We start from the raw sequence: 18556 nt of genomic DNA on the forward strand, positions 1-18556 counted from the left end.
ATCCGATCCCCTCGGTGTTATTACAATCCTTATATTACACAATAAACGAAAACAATTCAACTGTTTTGTATAATTTTTTTCGGTATTTAATCTTTTTTTCGTCTTATCACACTAAACGATTACTGATAAATGAAATTCTTACGAACTATATGGATAATTTTGATAAGATGAAGAATGAGAACAGTATTTGTCGTGCAGGAAGGGGAAGCTATATGACGAATATAAAAAAGAACCCCACTACAGGTAAATGGGAAACGAGGGTCAGCCTCGGCTTTGATGAGCGAGGAAAGCGAATCCAGCGATTTAAACGCGCGGATACGAAGCGAGAACTAGAGTATTGGATGGCCAACCTACTCAAGGAACGCGAGGATGGATCCATCAAACGACGAAAAACGAAAATGAAGGTAGCAGATCTGATTGCGGTCTATTACGAACGTCGTGCTCCTCAACTTGCAAAAGCAACACTCTACAACCGTCGTAAGATTTCCGGACTGCTCGAGAAGGAACTCGGTAAGATGCTGCTCGAAAATGTCCGGACACACCATCTGGCGGACGTAATGATGAAATATGCGGAGTTGCGGGACTGGAACGCAAACAGTTATAATACGATGCTACAACAAGTCCGCGCCTTCTTCCGGTATGCCGTCGAGATGGAGTACCTGAAGGAAGATCCAAGTGCCGGACTTGCACAAGACCGTCGTCGCGCTGTCAAGAATCATCAGGTATGGAGCCAGGAGGAATGCGAGCTCTTTATCGAGACACACGAAAAAGAACTCCGCGCCCTTCCGATCATCTTGATTCTGCATACTGGGATGCGGATTGGTGAAGCTATCACCTTGCGATGGTCGGATATCGATTTTGAGGAACGTAAGGTACTCGTGAAGCGTTCCGTCTCCGATCATAACCGCTCAGCTCACCAAAACGAGAAAGCGCCTAAAAACGGTCTCTCTCGTCTCATCGTACTCAGCGATGCTGCAGTCGATTATCTGAAGAGCATGAAACGAGTCCAAGCATCGCATCAATTAAGCAAAGGTTATCGGAATGATGAAGACTATGTCTGCCTGAATACGCTCGGAAGACCGTTCAGCGCGACCATCGTGCATCGTTCCTTCAACTGGTTGACGGAGCTCGCCGGTGTTCCACGGATCCGGATCCACGATCTGCGTCACACCCATGCCACCCTACTGCTCGAGCAGGGTGTGCATCCGAAAGTTGTGCAAGAAAGACTCGGTCATGCGAGTTATACGATAACGATGGATTTATACAGCCATGTCAGTGTAAAGTTGCATCATGAGGCTGCCGAAATGCTCGTTTTCAAAAAAAGTGTGCAATAATTGTGCAATCGGAGGAGATTTGATTGAATAAGAGAGAAACAAAAAACGTGAAATACGTTGATACAAAAGGGTTTCCGAAGGTTAACAACACTGTTCCTAAAAAATATGTCATGTTCGTCGACGAAACTGGGACGCCCAAGGGGAATACACAATTCAACTTAACGGGCGTCTTGATGGAATATAAATATGCCATTGATTCGGATGAGACAGGTGAACCAAGTCCGCTTCGCAAACGCTTGATGGATTTCAAGGCAAAGGTCTTTGAAGATCCACATATTCCGCTTCATCTCAAAGAAATCTTAAAAGCGGAGCATCCTTACGGTAAGGAAGACGGCATCACGATTGATATGTTGCGTCACTTTTGGATTGCCTTGCCGGAATTTTTAGTTGATATCGATTGTACGATCGTCAGCGTCGAAGTCGATAAACAGAAGCTACAAGACTTTTTCTCGACTCCAAAGGATCCGTATGTCGTCGCTTTCGCTCATTTGATGAAATCATTTTATTCGTTCCTCGATGAGACAGAAGCAACGAGTGCCCGAGTCGTCCTTGAGAGTCGTGATGATTATCAAAACTTGCTGATTCAAAAGGCGTTCTTCGACATCTTCAATTCTGGAACGGTCCATCTCGACGTCGAAAAAAGTCGTCAAAAAATCAAGGGCTTCATCTTTGCTGAAAAAGACAGCGACCTCTACCAATCCGGTCTTGAGATTGCCGATTTGGTCTGCTTACCTTTATCCCGCGTTCGTCGAGGTGTCATCGAGGTAAAACCACGGTTTGTCCATTATGGGGACGAAAACCGGATTTTTAAGGCCATCAAAGATAAAATTTATATTCGCCGCGATAGCCCAGACCAAGATTTCCGAAACTGGGGTTTCAAGAAGGTACCGATCACGAAAAAGCGTCGTGAGTGGTCTGATACACCTTGGAATGGATGATATGCAAAAAAACAGTGAATCCGGTCTCGGATCCACTGTTTTTTTTTATGGTGTGGCTAGTCCTTTTGTTCGTTTTTTTCCTTCTCGACACATGTCGAGTAACGGGCATGCTTCACAGTTCGGACGTTGTGCCTTACAGTGATACCGTCCAAAAAAGATGAACTGATGATGCAGTTTCGACCAACGCTCCCGCTTGAAACGACGCATCAAGGTCGCTTCGACCTGTGTGACGTTATCTTTCCAGCGACAGATCCCGAGGCGTTTTGAAACACGTTCAACATGCGTGTCGACAGCAAATGCCGGGACATCAAAAGCGACAGACAAAACGACGTTCGCCGTCTTACGTCCAACACCAGGCAATGCCTCTAGCCCCGCTCGCTCTGTCGGAACTTCACCATCGTGTCGTTCGAGTAATTGTGCCGCAAGTGCCTTGATGTTTTTCGCTTTATTCCGGTACAAACCAAGACGTTTAATTTTATCTTCGATCTCCTCGACCGGTGCCGCAGCAAGCGAAGGTGGATCCGGATAAGCTGCAAATAATCCAGGCGTCACCTGATTGACAAGTACGTCGGTCGCTTGTGCACTCAGTGCAACGGCGACGACGAGTTCAAACGGATTGCGGTGAATCAACTCACAAAATGCATCTGGAAACATCTCTTCTAACGTCGCTTCAATCCGATCGATTTCAGCCTTTCGTAACATCTACTCAGCCTCCTCGCCCGGCAAGATCCTCAAGTGTCTTGATGCCTTCGCGTTCCCATGTCCGTAAAATTTGATTGATATAAGTCATCTTGCGAACGTTATGATAGACCGCTTCTCGAAGTGCAGCAAGCACGAGCTCTTCCGAAATATTCTCGATCGTCAACCACTGGATGATCTGCTCCATTTGGAACGGTGACATCATTCCGAGTTCTCGCTCGAATTGTTGGAAGACAGACGGATTGATCGTATCAAAGTTCGGGGCTTCCTGTTCTGGCGGTGCCATTAACTTTTCATAAAGCGGTACGAGCGAATAGCGTTCTGATCCACTGACGTTCTCCATCGCAAGCAGCCCTTTTTGTAACAGGCCGAGTGTCGTCTCAATGGTTTCTGTCTCAGATAATCCGAGACGATTACTTAACTCTTCCGGAGAGGGCATTTCCATCCCTTCTGCCCGACAAGCGAAAAGTTGACCAATTAACGTGAATTCGACAAAACTAATACCTAACCGTTTTGCCTCCGTGAACAATCGCTTCGGTAAGACGACCGTTCCTTCCTCGAATAATTGCACTAAATTATGATTCATTGTATTTCCTCGATTCTCTAGTCTAAACAAGAAATCGACCCGTCGAGACGATGGGTCGATGTTTTTCCTTACGGCTTAAGGATAGAGGCGGTTCAGCAAACGTGGGAACGGAATCGTTTCCCGAACGTGCTCGACACCTGTAATCCAAGCGACTGTCCGCTCTAAACCAAGACCGAAGCCACTGTGTGGAACAGAACCGTATTGGCGTGTTTCGAGATACCACTTATAAGCACCCGTTTCATCAAGACCATGTTTCTTCATCTCAGCGAGGAGTTTCTCATGATCTTCTTCACGTTGCGATCCTCCGACGATTTCCCCGTAGCCTTCAGGGGCAATCAAATCATCACATAGAACGAAATCAGGGTTTTCCGGATCTTCTTTCATGTAGAACGGTTTAATTGCTTTTGGCCAGTGCGTGATGAAGACAGGACGTGCAAAGCTGTTCGCGATTGCAGTCTCGTGTGGTGCTCCGAAATCGTCTCCGAATTCGATATCGTCGAATCCTTGCTTTTTGAGCATATCGATCGCTTCCGTGTACTTGACGCGCGGGAACGGTGCGTTGATGTTTTCAAGGACCGTCAAGTCACGACCAAGCAACTCGAGTTCAGCACGACAGTTTTTTAATGCCGATTGAACGAGATGCGAGACGTAGTTTTCCTGAACCTCGAGGTTCATCTCATGGTCGTGGAACGCCATCTCAGGCTCCATCATCCAGAATTCGATCAAGTGACGGCGTGTCTTTGATTTTTCAGCACGGAACGTCGGTCCGAACGAGAAGACTTTCCCAAGTGCCATTGCTGCCGCTTCCATGTAGAGCTGACCTGATTGTGACAGGTAGGCATCTTCATCGAAATATTTCGTGTGGAACAATTCTGTCGTTCCTTCTGGTGCACTACCAGTTAAGATTGGTGGGTCAACTTTGATGAATCCTTCTTGGTTGAAGAATTCGTACGTCGCCCGAATCAATTCATTTCGGACGACCATGACAGCGTGCTGACGTTTCGAACGCAACCAGAGGTGGCGGTTATCCATCAAGAAGTCTGTACCGTGTGCTTTTGGTGTAATCGGATAATCAACTGCTTCATGGATAAGTTCAATCTTTGAAATTTCCATTTCATGACCGATTGCTGTCCGACCACCATCTGATTTGATGACACCTGTCACCCAAAGTGATGATTCTTGCGTTAAGCCTTTCGCTTGTTTGAATAAGTCTTCGCCGACCGTTTCTTTGACGACGACCCCTTGCATGAAACCAGAGCCATCCCGTAGTTGGAGAAAAGCAATTTTACCGCTTGAGCGTTTGTTCGCTAACCAACACCCAATCGTCACTTCTTCTCCTACATGTTTGCTTACATCCCGAATCATTGCTTTCAACAGTCAACATCCTCTCTCTATTAAACGGCTGTATGTGCCGTGATGAATCCTTCAATCCGGTCGAGTGCCTCTAAGACACGTGCCGGATCTGTCGCGTAAGATAGACGGACATAGTCCGGTGCTCCGAATCCTGAACCTGGAATCAAGGCGACTTTCGCTTCAGATAATACAGCTGTACACCAGTCATCGACATTATCGAATCCACACATCTCGGCAGCTTGCTTTGCATGTGGGAACAAGTAGAATGCTCCTTCTGGCTTCAGACACGTCAATCCTTTGATTTCGATGAGTCGTGCATAAATTTTTTCAAGTCGTTCCTCGAAGATGACACGCATCGCTTCGACCGGTGCATCACCCTCTGCATACGCAGCAACCGACGCGGCTTGCGCAATCGATGTCGGATTCGACGTCGAGTGACTCGCTAAGTTCGTCATCGCGGAGATGATTTCTTTCGGTCCAATTGCATATCCGATACGCCAACCTGTCATCGCATGTGATTTTGAGACACCATTGATGATGACCGTCCGTTCGCGCATTTCTGGTAAAGAAGCGATTGAGATATGCGTCACACCGTTATAGAGCAACTTCTCATAAATCTCATCACTAATGACGAGTAAGTCATGCTTGATCGCAACATCCGCTACCATCTCAAGCTCTTCTTTTGAATAGACCATTCCCGTCGGGTTCGATGGCGAATTCAGGACGAGTGCTTTCGTTTTTGGTGTGATGTGTTGCTCGAGCAATTCCCGTGTCACTTTGAAACGAGACGATTCATCTGTCTCGAGAATGACAGGAACGCCGTCACTGAGTTTGATTTGTTCCGGATAACTGACCCAGTATGGTGCTGGGACGATGACTTCATCGCCTGGATCAAGAATCGCTTGGAACAACGTCGAAAGAGCGTGTTTTGCTCCTGAAGCCACCATGACTTCTGAGCGATCGTATGGCATCCATAAGTCACGGCGCGTCTTTTCGATGATGGCATCTTTCAAGGCAACCGTTCCGCCAGACGGCGTATACTTCGTATCGCCTGCTTCTGCTGCCTCAAATGCTGCTTGGATGATGAATTCCGGTGTATTGAAGTCGGGCTCTCCCGCACCTAAACCGATGATGTCTTGACCTTCTTCACGTAGTGCCTTGGCTTTCGCTGTGATGGCTAGCGTCGTAGATGGTGTCAATTGTCGTACGCGTTTCGATAACATGTCGCCCACTCCCTTTACTTGATTCGTAATCGTTTGATGAAAGAACCTTCTTGATACGTGTAATACGAATAATCATAACCTGTCGTCGTTTTTGAAACGACCTCGATGACAGCGCGGTCTTCAAAACCATATTTAGCAGACACGATGTCTCCTAGTTCCGGATGATCCGCGATGACCGTTTTGATGGCAATCCCATCTGCGACCGGTCGTGTCTCAATCGTTCCTTTTTTCGGAACGAACGCCCGTACCGCCTGTCCGTTCTGCTTCATCGTAAATACGACATATTGGCGTTTCCCGTTAAAGACAGACTCGAACCGGACGTCCGTCGGTTTGAGTTCTTTTTTCAGACGCGTCTCTGCCTGCTCGGCGACGCTTTGTTCCCGGTCTTTTGCCTCAGCGATCGTCACCTGATAAACGGCTGTTCCCAGAACAGCCAAGAGGATGAGTGCACTCAGCAGACCAAGCGTGACTTTCCACTTCATGTGCGGTAGATGGTGAAGACCATCTGCTCTTTGTCTTTTTCATCGAGAGCAAGACCGAACATTAAATCTTCCGTTTTCAGTGTCCGATTCAACAAGTCGACGATTTTATACGTATCGTCATGGCGGTTCACTTTGACGGTCGCAAGTGTTTCAATTTTTGAATCCATCTGTATGTCCTCCCTCATTTTTCTTTATCTATTATAATGCGATAGGGTTTATCTGAATAGACTTAATCGCCATCATTCAAGAACAATTCGAGTTCTGCTGTTAGTTCGTCGAGCGGTTTTGATAAAACGGGCACTTTCGGCAGACTCGTGACGAACCGTTTTCCATAGCGTGTCGTCTCAATCCGGCGATCGAGTACGAAAACGACACCACGATCGTTTGTCGTCCGGATCAGGCGACCAAAGCCTTGCTTAAAGCGAATGATCGCTTGCGGTAGACTGTATTCGAAGAACGATGATTTCCCGAGTTTCTCAATTCGTTCTGACCGTGCCTGAACGATTGGTTGATCCGGTGGCGCGAACGGTAACCGAACGATAACGAGACAACTGAGGTCATCTCCAGGAATATCGACACCTTCCCAAAAGCTCGCTGTTCCGAATAAGATACATGCATCGAGTTGCTTGAATTGCTTCATCAGTCGTTGCCGCGAGCCTTGCGTGACCCCTTGCGATAACAGTGTAAATCGATCCGGAAGCAACGGTTTCGTTGCCTCGTGCGTCAGTCTTAATAAATCGTTTGACGTAAATAAGACGAGCATTCGCCCTTCCGTCACCTCAGCGATTTGTAAAATTGCTTCCGCAATCGTCTCCGCGAATTCCGGCAACGGAACATCTTGCAGTAGCGGGAGGTCCGTTGGAATCATTAATCGTACATTATCCGCATACCCAAACGGTGACGGGACGACGAAACGTCGTGTATCAAAAGCGTCGAGACCTAATCGATTCTCAATGAATTGAAACTTGTTCGAGACGGTCAACGTCGCAGACGTCAGGATACATGTTCGTTTCGAAAAGACATCGCGTCGCAGTCGCTCTGAAATATCGATTGGTTGTGTATACACCCGTGTCAGTTTCCGGTTCTTAACAGACGTCTCGATCCAAGATACCGTTTCGTCGTGTGGGGCAAGCATCGTCTCGAAGATAGCGAGTTCCGCTTCTTCGATTTGTGACGTAATGGCTTTCAAATCGGCAACGAGCGACCGTTCGCGATAGCTCATCTGTTCCCGATGTTCATGGAACAGTTTGTGAATCGCACGGATAGCCTGACGTAAACGCCGCAAGACCAATTCAACACGTTTGGCACTCTCTTGAACGGCACGCATTGAGCGATCGAGTCGCTTAAAACGAATGCTGACAATCCCTTCCCGTCGTGCTTTGCGGGAAGCCAGTTCAAGTCCATATGCTTGAATGATCATTAGCAATCCGTCTGCTTCTTCGAGCAGCGTCGTCAATGCCTCATCCACCGTCTCACTATGCGCTTCGACCATCTCGGAAATATCCCATTCCTCCGACAGATCAAGCAAGCGGTGTAACAGTTTTTTATCTGACGAGTAACCGAGCTGTCGGAATAGACGATCAAACGTGTGTCCATCAAAGACGAGACCAAAATGATGACTCGCGACTTCTTCGATTTGGTGCGCCTCGTCGAGGATCAACGGACTCCCTTTTGGTAAGACCCCTGCCTCGAATTGCAAGTCACTAAACAACAAAGCATGGTTCGTGACGATGATCGTCGCATCTTTTGCCTGTCGAATCGCATGTTGGAAGAAGTCCCGGCTGTACCATGGATCAAACCGTCCAAGCTGTGACTGACTATCCGACTGAATCAACTGTTTGATACCGATATTTCCTTGTGCCGCACCACCCGGTAAGCTGACTTCTTCTAAATCCCCTGTTTCCGTCTCCGTCAACCAGACGAGTAGAATCGCTTTAGCGAGCGTAAAGTTGTAGGCATCTTCTTGATCATTTAAGAAAAACTCGAACTTCCGTAAATCGATATAGTTACTCCGTCCTTTAAGCAGCGCAATCTGGACCGGCGCATCGAACAATTGACGCAACAACGGTAAATCGCGCGCAAAGAGTTGTTCTTGTAATTGAATCGTATGCGTACTGACAACGATCGGTACTTCGTGTTCGAGCGCGTAATGCGCTGCTGGCACTAAATAGCCAAGTGATTTGCCGGTCCCCGTTCCTGCTTCGACGAGTAACGGTGCTTCTTGATCAAGCGACTGATAAACATGTCGCATCATCTCGAGTTGCCCACGACGCTCTTCATATCCTTCGAACAGACGAGGAAACGTGACAGCATTTAATTCGTCAACGAATGGTCCGAACGGTTCAAGAACGGGCGGATGTGTCAGGCGTTCGATCGTCTGGCGCTTTTTTAAGGCAATTTTTCGGAAGCGATCGAATCGTACATCCTCTTCGATACCAACCGAGCGAATCGCATCGTCGATTTCCTCTTCGATGGCGCTGAACAGACGTGGTGATAAACGTCTTAAGTGCTTCAACGTCTCAAGCGGCAACGTATGTAGTCGTTTGAGTAGTTCAAGTAACAATTCAGCCGTCGCTGAAGCATCACTTCCTGCTCGGTGCGCTTCTTGATGAGCAAGACTTAAAAACTCTGACAGATGCGACAAGGCATGACTTTCCGCTGTAGGAAGTAAGATTCGTGCAAGCTCGACTGTGTCAATGACAGGTCCCGAATACGGTAAGTATCCTTCCTCTTCTAACGCATCGTTTAAGAAATTCAAATCGAACTGCACATTATGGGCAACGAAGACACCACCATCAAGTAATGATAAGACGCGTGGTGCGATGACATCGAATGTCTCGGCATCTTTGACATCATCATCTGTAATACCCGTTAACTGGGAAATGAACGGAGGAATCGGTTGTGTCGGACGAACGAAGGCTGACAATTGTTCTGTCAATTGTCCATCTTCAATGACCGCCATCCCGATCTCAATCATCTCATCGCCAGCCTTTATGGAATGACCTGTCGTTTCCAGGTCGACTACGACGTACTTTTTCTTCAACACTGATCCTCCACCTTTAATCCATCCTCTCCATGATCGGATGGCATCTCATTCTTCATCTTAACAAAAAAAGAGACCCGCTGACATGATCGGGTCTCTAAAATTTCATAAGATCGTGTGGGCGATTTCTTGAGACAACATTTGTGTGATGTCATTTTGTTCGTTTAGAACAGCCACTTTTGGTACGTGCGTCGCGATTTCTTCCGTTGACAGTTGTGCATACGCCATGATGATGACTTCATCCCCGACTTGGAAATGACGAGCTGCTGCACCGTTCAAACAGATGACACCTGATCCACGGGCACCTTTGATGGCATACGTTTCGATCCGCGCTCCATTTTGATTATTCGTTACTTGTACTTTTTCATTTTCCAAAATTCCGACAGCGTCGAGTAAATCCTCATCAATCGTAATCGAGCCAACGTAGTGTAAGTTCGCCTCAGTTACCCGAGCCTTGTGTAATTTAGCGTGCATGAATGTGCGTAACATCGTCATGCTCCTCTCGTATATAGTAAGTTATCGATCAACCGTGCCGATGCAAACTGCACGGCGACAGCTAAGAGAATCGTCGTTGTTTGTTCAGTGACGGGTCGTAGTGATGGATAGTCGACGGCTTCGACGTAATCAATCGTCGTACCATCAAATTGTAGCGCATCGCGCGTCTGCCCGAGAACTGTTTCGATGGTTTCCCCTTGGTCAAGCGCTTGTTTCGCTTGCTGCAGTGCCTGCTGGATACCTGGGGCTTGCGTGCGTTCCGTATCCGAGAGATAGACATTACGTGACGATTTCGCTAGTCCATCCTCTTCGCGAATGATTGGGCAACGAACGATCTCAACCGGAACGAAATAGTCAGCGACATACGCTTCAATCAACGCGAGTTGCTGGGCATCTTTTAACCCGAAATACGCACGAGTTGGGCGAACGACGTTTAATAGTTTACTGACGACCGTCAACACACCGTCAAAATGCCCTGGTCGTGACGCGCCGCATAAAACATCCTCTCCTGACCGGACTGTGACACGGGCCATATCGAGCGGATACATCGTCTCATTCGTCGGATAAAACAGATAATCGACCCCTTCTGCTTCCGCAATTTTCTGGTCTCGTTCTGCGTCTCGTGGATAACGATCCAAATCTTCATTCGGTCCGAATTGCGTCGGATTGACGAAAATACTTAAGACGACGACATCATTCTCTTGGCGTGCTTGCTTGAGCAATGAGGCATGTCCTTCATGCAAAAATCCCATCGTCGGTACGAAACCGACAGAATCATGTCCAGATAAGACGTCCCGTAACGCTTTTACATCTTGAATGATCTTCATTCCTTGGTTCCTCCGTAAAGTGCGCCAATCAGCTCTTCATCCATTTGGAATGAATGGGCAAGTTCCGGGAACGTTCCTGCTTTTACGTCTTGTACGTAAGCAGCAATTGCTTCTGTCCCTGAAGCATTCCAGTCCGTGTACGCTTTGACGAACTTCGGTAAACGACCAACCCCATACGTTAAGATGTCATGATAGACAAGGACTTGACCGGCAACATCGGCTCCTGCACCAATCCCGATGACAGGAATCGCAACGAGTTCTTGAATCCGTTTCGCGAGCGGGTGTGGCACACACTCGAGAACGAGCATCTTCGCACCGGCACGCTCTGCTTCCAAACTATCTGCAATCAGTTGTTCGGCTGCTTCTAATGATTTCCCTTGGACTTTGAATCCTTCAAGAACCCCAACGGATTGAGGTGTTAATCCAAGATGCGCGACACAAGGCATTCCAGCATCCGTCAAACGACGAATCGTTTTTAAGATCTCTCCTGCTCCTTCGAGTTTCAAGGCATCTGCCTGCGATTCTTGGAAGATACGAGCTGCGGCTTCAAGTGTTCGATCAAATGAACCGTGATAACTGGCGAACGGCATATCAACGATCATGAACGTTTGTGGTGCTCCACGGCGTACCGCGCGCGCATGATGAACCATATCGTCGACGGTGACGGCAATCGTTGAATCATAGCCGAGGATGACGTTCCCGAGGGAGTCCCCGACGAGCAGCATATCAACACCTGCTGCTTCCGATAATTTTGCTGAAGGATAGTCGTACGCCGTCAACATGACGAGCTTTTCCCCAGCTTGTTGTTTTTTTAATAGTGGACCCATTGTGTGCATCGTGTTCTCTCCTTACATGTGTAGGGAGGACAAAAGGAAAACGCCTTTCTTTCCAAAATAAATGCATGCGGAAAGAAGGCGGAATAATTGCATATCGTCCTTCTGTCCCTGTCCGTTAAGATCAAGGCAGTTGAAACAGCTAAAACTGGCACCTGTCAATACGGTATGATTCCGACAAGCGGATACCATCCGTGGCTTTATTATACATGACAGTAAAAGCTCCCTGCAAACCGTCTGATTCGAGAACTCACTCTTTTTCCCAGTAAACGAGCTCTGCTGAGTGAAAACGAGTCTCGCCCGCATCGGTTTTGATTCGAATCGTTCCGGTCTCGTCGATTCCGAGCAGTGTTCCGGAAGCAGTTGTTTGGCGGGTCCGTAATGTCACGGTTTCGTGCAATCGATCAGCAAGGTCTTCCCAGTCGGCAACAAACGAACCAAATCCTAGTTCGAGCCATTGTGCATAAAGCAGTTCGAACTGATTCAGGAATCGACCGACAATTTCCGCTCGACGAAACGACTGACCCGTCTCTTTTACGAGCGAAGTCGCCCGATTCTCGATTCCTTCAGAGAACTGTTGATGGTGCACATTGATGCCGATACCGATGATGACAGAACTAATTCGATCTGCCTCGGTCTGCATCTCAGTCAAGATGCCGGCGACCTTTCGACCGTTAATCAGGATGTCGTTCGGCCATTTAATAGTGACTGGTGTATCAAGCGAACGTAATGTTTTTGCCAGTGCAATTCCGGCTACAAGCGTTAATTGTCCCGCTTGATGCATCGGTACATCCGGACGGACGAGCAGACTCATCGCGATGCCCTCGTTTTTCGCTTCATGCCAGGTTCGTCCCAATTGTCCCCGCCCATTCGTCTGATGATCGCAGACGACGAGTGTTCCTTCAGGTGCTTGCTGCTGTGCTTGTTCGTGTGCAATCCGCTGCGTTGTATCGAGTTCGTCAAAATGAAGGATTCGTCGACCAAGACGTGATGTCGTTAACCATTGTTCAATTGCAATGGATGTCAATAAATCACCTTCATCGACTAATTGATAGCCTTGTTTTTTATTGGAGATGATGTGATATCCTTCGTCCTTCAATGTTTGCATATGTTTCCAAATAGCGGTACGTGAAATATTTAAAGTCTCTGCCAATTCCTGTCCTGAATACCATGTCCGCTTGCGCAGCGCCATCAGGATTTGTTCTCGGACTGTATGTGCCAACGTTTTACCTCCTCCATCAATGTGGCTTGATCATTTTGGAAGGCATGTACGACAACACCGTACTCTAAATGCAACAGCGCTTCTTTGATCTGTTGTTTTCGAAGACCAAAACGAATCATATCTTTTCCGTCTACAGCAAGCTCTTTTCTTCCTCGAATCGGTAAGTCCGATCGATCCGGATAATCGATTCCTGTCATTTGGCGCAGAATGTCCAGTTCCTCATCCGCTAACTGATAACGATCCCAATCCGTTAAAGGACGATGTAGCAGTGGTGCGAGGCGCGCAGCGAGCTGCACTTGTTGTTTCGACCGTTTCCAACGCGTCAATTGATCACGCGTTAGACCGGCATCGAGTGCGAGTGTCCAGACGGCGTCCTTTGAGACACCTTGTAGTGATTGCTTAGCTAGAGCTTCTATAATCTCCGCGTCCATCCCAGGTAAATACTGTTCAATACGAGTGCGTAACATGACACGAAGTGCCTGCTGCTTTCCTGGTCCGAGTAACAGCTTTTCAAACTCGATCGCAATCCGCTCAATCGCAACAGCAGCTAGATGCGGGGCGAGTTCCGTAATCGCTTGTTCAGTCGCTGGATCAAGGTCGAACTCGAGTTGACTCATGAACCGGAAAGCCCGCATCATGCGAAGTGCATCCTCATCAAAGCGTTCCTTCGGCGCACCGACCGTCCGGATGATCCGCTCTTTGATATCATGTTCTCCGCCAAATAAATCGACGCGCCCCGTAGGTCTGAGCGCCATCGCATTGATCGTGAAGTCACGTCGTGTCAAATCTTCTTCCAAACTGACGCCAAGCGTCACCGCATCTGGACGCCGGCGATCGCTATATGTCGCTTCGGAGCGGAACGTCGTGATTTCATATGGCACGTGTTCTAAAACGACTGTCACCGTACCATGCTCGAGTCCTGTCGGAATGACGACAGGAAACAACTCGATGATCTGTTCTGGTAACATCGAGCTCGCTAAATCGTAATCTCCTGGTGTCCGGTCGAGTAACATGTCGCGGACGGCACCGCCCACGATATAGGCTTCACCACCCGCTTGTTCAATCGTTTCAATGATGTGATGTGCGCCTTCAAGCAAGTTCATGACGTGCACACACCCGTTCATAGACTTGTTCATAACGACGGACGATCTCATTCGAATCAAAACGACGACGCGTATCGCGAATGCCCTCTTCTCTCATCCGTTCGCGTAACAGCGGATCATCTGCGAGTTCACCAATTCGTGCTGCAGCCACTTTGACGTCGTAAGTTGGAACGATATATCCTGTTACGCCATCCTGTATGACTTCGGGTAATCCACCTGCTGTCGAGACGACACTCGGGACACCAATCGCCATCGCTTCAAGAACGACGAGTCCGAACGCCTCTTTTTCTGACAACAAGACATGAATATCACTAATCGCAAGCAACTGCGCGACATGTTCCTGTTTACCAGCAAAAATTACCTTGTCATAAATACCGAGTTCCTTCGCCCGCCGTCTCGTTTGTCCCATCTCTGGACCATCCCCGACGAGCAACAGACGCATTTTTCGGTCCTTCGCTGCGATTGCAAACGAAGCGAGCGTATCATCAATCCGTTTGACCGGTCGGAAGTTCGAGATATGAATGACGACGACTTCATCCGGTTCGATGCCGTAATGGCGCTTCAAACGTTCGTCACGCATCGGATAATAGACACTTTCATCAATCGAATTCGCAATGACATCGATGTCGTAGTGGGCATTAAGTGTTGCATTCGTCTCAAGCGCTAGACTCTCTGAGACGGCCGTGACCGCATCCGATCGTTCGATGCCGTACCGGATTGCTGGTTGCATTTCTAAATCTTGTCCAATGACCGTAATATCCGTTCCGTGTAACGTCGTCACGACGGCGACGCCTTTTTTCTTCGCCATGTTCCGACCGAGATCAGCACAGACCGCGTGCGGAACGGCGTAATGGGCATGGATGACATCGAGATCGAATAAATCAATGATTTCTGCGACTTTTGACGCCAGTGTAATGTCATAAGGTGGATATTTAAAAACGGAATACTGGTTGACTTCCACCAAGTGTACCGTGATGTTTGGACGATATTCCGTCAGTCGAAACGGCATGCTCGACGTGATGAAGTGAACGTCATGTCCACGATCCGCCAGTTTCATACCGAGCTCTGTTGCGACGACCCCACTCCCGCCGACGGAAGGATAACAAAGAATTCCAATTGCTTTTTTCATGATAAGACCACACTCTCTATATGACTTCTATTCGTCTCTATTCTAAGCAATATCGATCGGAATGACCATACTGATCACTTTTCGACTGATTTTCCGAGGAAAAGCTAGTCTTTTTCCGACCGTGCCGTTACCCTAGAGAAAGAGTCTTGATTTGAAAGGAGCATACGGAAATGGCACCTCCATTCCAGTTTCCGATTCGGATCCAGAACATCCTCTGGATTTTAGTCGGATCATTTATCTTTGCTTTTGGAATTTATCATTTTAACGTGCAAAATGAATTAGCTGAAGGCGGTTTTACAGGGATCACCTTAATCTTAAAAGGATTGTTTGGGTTATCTCCGTCAATTACGAACTTAGTATTAAACGTTCCACTCTTTTTCGTTAGTTATAAAATTCTGGGTCGGACGACCTTCGTCTATACGTTAGTTGGAACATTCAGCTTTTCCTTTTGGTATGGCTTGATCGCGAAGTACTCACCGCTCGTCATCGACCTTCGCGACGACATGGTCCTCGCTGCTTTATTTGCTGGTGTTTTCATCGGCGTCGGTCTTGGCATCATCTTCAACAATGGTGGTACGACAGGTGGTGTCGATATCATCGCCCGTTTGACGAAGCGTTACTTCGGATGGTCAATCGGTCGCACGTTCCTGATTTTCGACTTCTTCGTCATCATCGCTTCCTTGACGTATCTCGACTATAAGCAGGCGATGTATACGTTACTCGCCGTCTACGTCGGTGCTCGTGTCATCGATTGGATGCAAGAAGGCACATACGCCGGGAAAGCAGCAATGATCATCAGTGATCACCGGACGGAAATCGCGGATGGGATTCATGCGACGATGAATCGGGGAACGACACGTTTGATCGCGAAAGGCGGTTATTCGGGACGCGACCTCGAAGTGTTGTACGTCGTCGTCGCTCGCAATGAAATCAACCGCTTGAAGACACTCGTCAAAAGTGTTGATCAGCATGCCTTCATCACCTTACATGACGTCTATGAAGTGACGGGAGAAGGATTTACGTTTGATGAAAATCGGGTCCCGATCAAAGAAACGTAAAAAAACACGGATCGCTCGTTTGAGCGATTCGTGTTTTTTGGTTAATCATCACTTGAAGGGTTAAAAACGAGCAATGCAAGACGAAGAAACTCGGCAACTGCAACGAGAGTTGCTGCGACATACGTCCAAGCCGCTGCGTTTAAGACGCGGCGTGAACCACGCTCTTCTTCGGCATCAATGATTCCGTGCTCCGTCAACTGTGCCATTGCCCGGTTTGAGGCATCGAACTCGACCGGTAACGTGACGAGTTGGAAGATGACGGCACCGAGCATCAAGACGACACCAAGCATCGCAAGACCACTGAAGCCAGCAAATAGACCAATCAACAACAGTGGAAACGATAAGTTTGACGTGATCGACGCGACTGGCGCAATCCGGTGACGGACACGCATCATATTGTAATCCGTCGCATCTTGAATGACGTGACCGATTTCGTGCGCTGCGATCGAAACAGCAGAGACCGTCGAACCGTAGTAGACGTCTTCCGACAAACGAACGACTTTATTGGTTGGGTCATAATGATCGGACATCGTTCCACCAATCGGCTCGAGTCGGACGTTTGTGATGCCGTTTTGCTTCATGATGAAGTCTGCGACCTGCGCTCCCGTCACCCCACTCTGAATCGGAACATCTTGATATTTTTTATAGGTGCTCCGCACCCGCATCTGAGCCCAGATCGGGACGATGATGATGATCGCGAGATAGATCAAATAGTTTGCCACGAGACATCGTTCCTTTCTTTTTTTGATTATAGGTCTATTTTATGTTCAAGTGATCTTATTGTCAATTGAATCGCGTGCGACAAGGAGATATCCCATTAAAAGACATAATCCGGTCAACCAGAAGGAACCATACCCGATCCACTGGATATGCTCCGCAAGTGCCGGGTAGCGCGGCCATTGACCAAGAACATAATCGACGACATCGTTATGAATGACCCAGATCGCGACGAGGACAAGTTCCTTGACGCGAAACGTCATCAGTGGACTGTATAATAATGCTTGGAACGCCATCGCACCATGCGATACCATCAACATCAGCGCCATTGCTGTTAAGAACGAATCCTCCGTTCCGAGTTGATTCAACATCAAGGCGTTCATGACGACTGCCCAGACCCCGTATTTGATCAATGTTACGAATGCTAACGCTTCAAACAGGCGCGAACGTCGTCCGAAAATCCAGAGAAAGACGATAATCGTAAAGAAGAGGGATGCTGTCGGGCTATCCGGAATGAACGGATAGTAATACCACTTCGATGTCGCAAGTTGTGGTTCATACCAGTAGTAACCGTATAATGTGCCTGCTAAGTTGATTAATCCAATGATCCAGAGTACTGCTTTATGGCGGAGTAATGTCAAAATACCTTGCAATCGTTTCACCTCATCATCGACAAAAGCCGGAGGATTGCTCCCCCGGCTTTTGGCTTATTTATTATTTTCGCCGCCTTCACCGTATGAAGCGATGAATTTCGCGAGTTCTTTACGATCCGCATCTGATCCTTTGTACTGACCAGCAGGCATCGAACCGATCCCTTTGTCTGCGATATCATAAATCTCTTCTTCTGTCTTCTTCGTACCGACGAGTGCCGGAGCTGCTGCTCCACCCTCGAGGTTCTTACCATGACAGTTGACACACGACTGGTTCGAATAAATTTCGTATCCTTTTGCCGATGTATCAATTTTTGGTCCTTCGTTCATCGTCAATTCACCTTGTTTATGGATGGTATCCCAGTGAGTCGTTTGAACAGATTCCCACGTCAAGAAGACGATCGAGACGACTGCGAGGAGCATCATGCTGACTGCGATCGGACGTTTCGCAGGACGACGTTCAAGACCTTGGTCGAGCCATGGCGCGACGAGAAGTGCTGTGAACGCAAGACCTGGGAGGATGACCGTACCCATCAAAATGTATGGACCTGCAGCGAATTGGTATTTCAAGAGCTGATAGAGGAATAGGAAGTACCAGTCCGGAAGTGGAATGTACGACGTATTCGTCGGATCGGCAATGTTTTGAAGTGGTGCTGCTTCTACGATTGTCAGTGTCATGAAGCCGATCAAGAAGACCGCTCCAACCATCCATTCGCGAAGTAAGAAGTTTGGCCAGAACGCTTCCGTTCGACCTGGATATTCCGAGTAGTCTTTCGACTTGTTCGGCATCCGGTTGTTGATCGACACCCGTGAATCGGTGACGAATTTCATTCCTTTACCACGATGCATCGTGTTCTCCCCCTT

The 18556-nt window shown here is 47.9% G+C and carries 19 protein-coding genes; 3 read left to right on the forward strand and 16 right to left on the reverse strand.

The genetic code is table 11. The features are described from left to right. Positions 1–212: 212 nt before the first annotated feature. The gene (locus tag K6T22_RS10160) at positions 213–1334 is read left to right on the forward strand and encodes a tyrosine-type recombinase/integrase (RefSeq protein WP_238236908.1); all 1122 of its coding nucleotides are present in this window, start codon (positions 213–215) and stop codon (positions 1332–1334) included. A gap of 47 nt (positions 1335–1381) precedes the next feature. Beyond that, positions 1382–2272, forward strand: a complete 891-nt coding sequence (locus tag K6T22_RS10165; protein WP_238236910.1) for a DUF3800 domain-containing protein — start codon at positions 1382–1384, stop codon at positions 2270–2272. Between the two features lie 45 nt (positions 2273–2317). On the opposite strand, the gene nth is transcribed toward K6T22_RS10165, so the two are convergent. The 13 genes from nth to bshA form a co-directional block, all read right to left on the reverse strand. Next, positions 2318–2974, reverse strand: coding sequence for an endonuclease III (gene nth, locus K6T22_RS10170; RefSeq protein ID WP_238236914.1), 657 nt, complete (start codon positions 2972–2974; stop codon positions 2318–2320). Positions 2975–2978: 4 nt separating this feature from the next. Then, a complete protein-coding gene (locus K6T22_RS10175; RefSeq protein ID WP_053453713.1) occupies positions 2979–3557 on the reverse strand; it encodes a DnaD domain-containing protein in 579 nt (192 codons plus the stop codon). 75 nt (positions 3558–3632) lie between these two features. After that, on the reverse strand, positions 3633–4922 hold the full coding sequence (asnS, locus tag K6T22_RS10180) for an asparagine--tRNA ligase (protein WP_238240098.1): 1290 nt from the start codon (positions 4920–4922) through the stop codon (positions 3633–3635). Positions 4923–4951: 29 nt separating this feature from the next. Next, entirely contained in the window at positions 4952–6133 is a 1182-nt protein-coding gene (locus K6T22_RS10185; protein ID WP_238236916.1) for a pyridoxal phosphate-dependent aminotransferase, read from the reverse strand. A 14-nt stretch (positions 6134–6147) separates the two neighbouring features. After that, positions 6148–6615, reverse strand: coding sequence for a hypothetical protein (locus tag K6T22_RS10190; RefSeq protein ID WP_238236917.1), 468 nt, complete (start codon positions 6613–6615; stop codon positions 6148–6150). Next, the gene (locus tag K6T22_RS10195) at positions 6612–6782 is read right to left on the reverse strand and encodes a YpmA family protein (protein ID WP_012370646.1); all 171 of its coding nucleotides are present in this window, start codon (positions 6780–6782) and stop codon (positions 6612–6614) included. The genes K6T22_RS10190 and K6T22_RS10195 overlap by 4 nt, the downstream gene beginning before the upstream one ends. A 62-nt stretch (positions 6783–6844) precedes the next feature. Further along, positions 6845–9658, reverse strand: a complete 2814-nt coding sequence (gene dinG, locus K6T22_RS10200; protein ID WP_238236918.1) for an ATP-dependent DNA helicase DinG — start codon at positions 9656–9658, stop codon at positions 6845–6847. 105 nt (positions 9659–9763) lie between these two features. Further along, positions 9764–10147, reverse strand: coding sequence for an aspartate 1-decarboxylase (gene panD, locus K6T22_RS10205; RefSeq protein ID WP_053453717.1), 384 nt, complete (start codon positions 10145–10147; stop codon positions 9764–9766). 2 nt (positions 10148–10149) lie between these two features. Then, positions 10150–10980 (reverse strand): pantoate--beta-alanine ligase, encoded by an 831-nt coding sequence (panC, locus tag K6T22_RS10210; protein WP_238236920.1) that lies wholly within the window; start codon positions 10978–10980, stop codon positions 10150–10152. After that, positions 10977–11816, reverse strand: a complete 840-nt coding sequence (gene panB, locus K6T22_RS10215) for a 3-methyl-2-oxobutanoate hydroxymethyltransferase (RefSeq protein ID WP_238236927.1) — start codon at positions 11814–11816, stop codon at positions 10977–10979. Before panB ends, panC begins: the two co-directional genes overlap by 4 nt. Positions 11817–12063: 247 nt before the next feature. After that, positions 12064–13035, reverse strand: a complete 972-nt coding sequence (locus K6T22_RS10220; protein WP_238236932.1) for a biotin--[acetyl-CoA-carboxylase] ligase — start codon at positions 13033–13035, stop codon at positions 12064–12066. Then, the gene (locus K6T22_RS10225) at positions 13005–14138 is read right to left on the reverse strand and encodes a CCA tRNA nucleotidyltransferase (protein WP_238236934.1); all 1134 of its coding nucleotides are present in this window, start codon (positions 14136–14138) and stop codon (positions 13005–13007) included. Before K6T22_RS10225 ends, K6T22_RS10220 begins: the two co-directional genes overlap by 31 nt. Further along, on the reverse strand, positions 14125–15267 hold the full coding sequence (bshA, locus tag K6T22_RS10230; protein WP_238236942.1) for an N-acetyl-alpha-D-glucosaminyl L-malate synthase BshA: 1143 nt from the start codon (positions 15265–15267) through the stop codon (positions 14125–14127). The genes K6T22_RS10225 and bshA overlap by 14 nt, the downstream gene beginning before the upstream one ends. 170 nt (positions 15268–15437) lie before the next feature. On the opposite strand from bshA, the gene K6T22_RS10235 reads away from it, so the two are divergent. Next, complete coding sequence (locus K6T22_RS10235; RefSeq protein WP_238236943.1) at positions 15438–16325, forward strand: YitT family protein; 888 nt, start codon at positions 15438–15440, stop codon at positions 16323–16325. 41 nt (positions 16326–16366) lie between these two features. Here K6T22_RS10235 and K6T22_RS10240 read toward each other — a convergent pair whose 3' ends face one another. Genes K6T22_RS10240 through K6T22_RS10250 form a run of 3 tightly spaced genes read right to left on the reverse strand, consistent with a single transcriptional unit; the run spans position 16367 to position 18541 of the window. After that, the gene (locus tag K6T22_RS10240) at positions 16367–17047 is read right to left on the reverse strand and encodes a zinc metallopeptidase (RefSeq protein WP_023468628.1); all 681 of its coding nucleotides are present in this window, start codon (positions 17045–17047) and stop codon (positions 16367–16369) included. Positions 17048–17092: 45 nt separating this feature from the next. Further along, positions 17093–17695 (reverse strand): DUF1405 domain-containing protein, encoded by a 603-nt coding sequence (locus tag K6T22_RS10245; protein ID WP_238236944.1) that lies wholly within the window; start codon positions 17693–17695, stop codon positions 17093–17095. Between the two features lie 54 nt (positions 17696–17749). Continuing rightward, positions 17750–18541 carry a menaquinol-cytochrome c reductase cytochrome b/c subunit gene (locus tag K6T22_RS10250; RefSeq protein WP_238236945.1) on the reverse strand — a complete coding sequence of 264 codons (792 nt, stop codon included), beginning with the start codon at positions 18539–18541 and terminating at the stop codon, positions 17750–17752. Positions 18542–18556: the final 15 nt, after the last annotated feature.

The sequence above is a fragment of the Exiguobacterium acetylicum genome (assembly GCF_022170825.1).
Taxonomy (GTDB): Bacteria; Bacillota; Bacilli; order Exiguobacteriales; family Exiguobacteriaceae; genus Exiguobacterium_A; species Exiguobacterium_A acetylicum_B.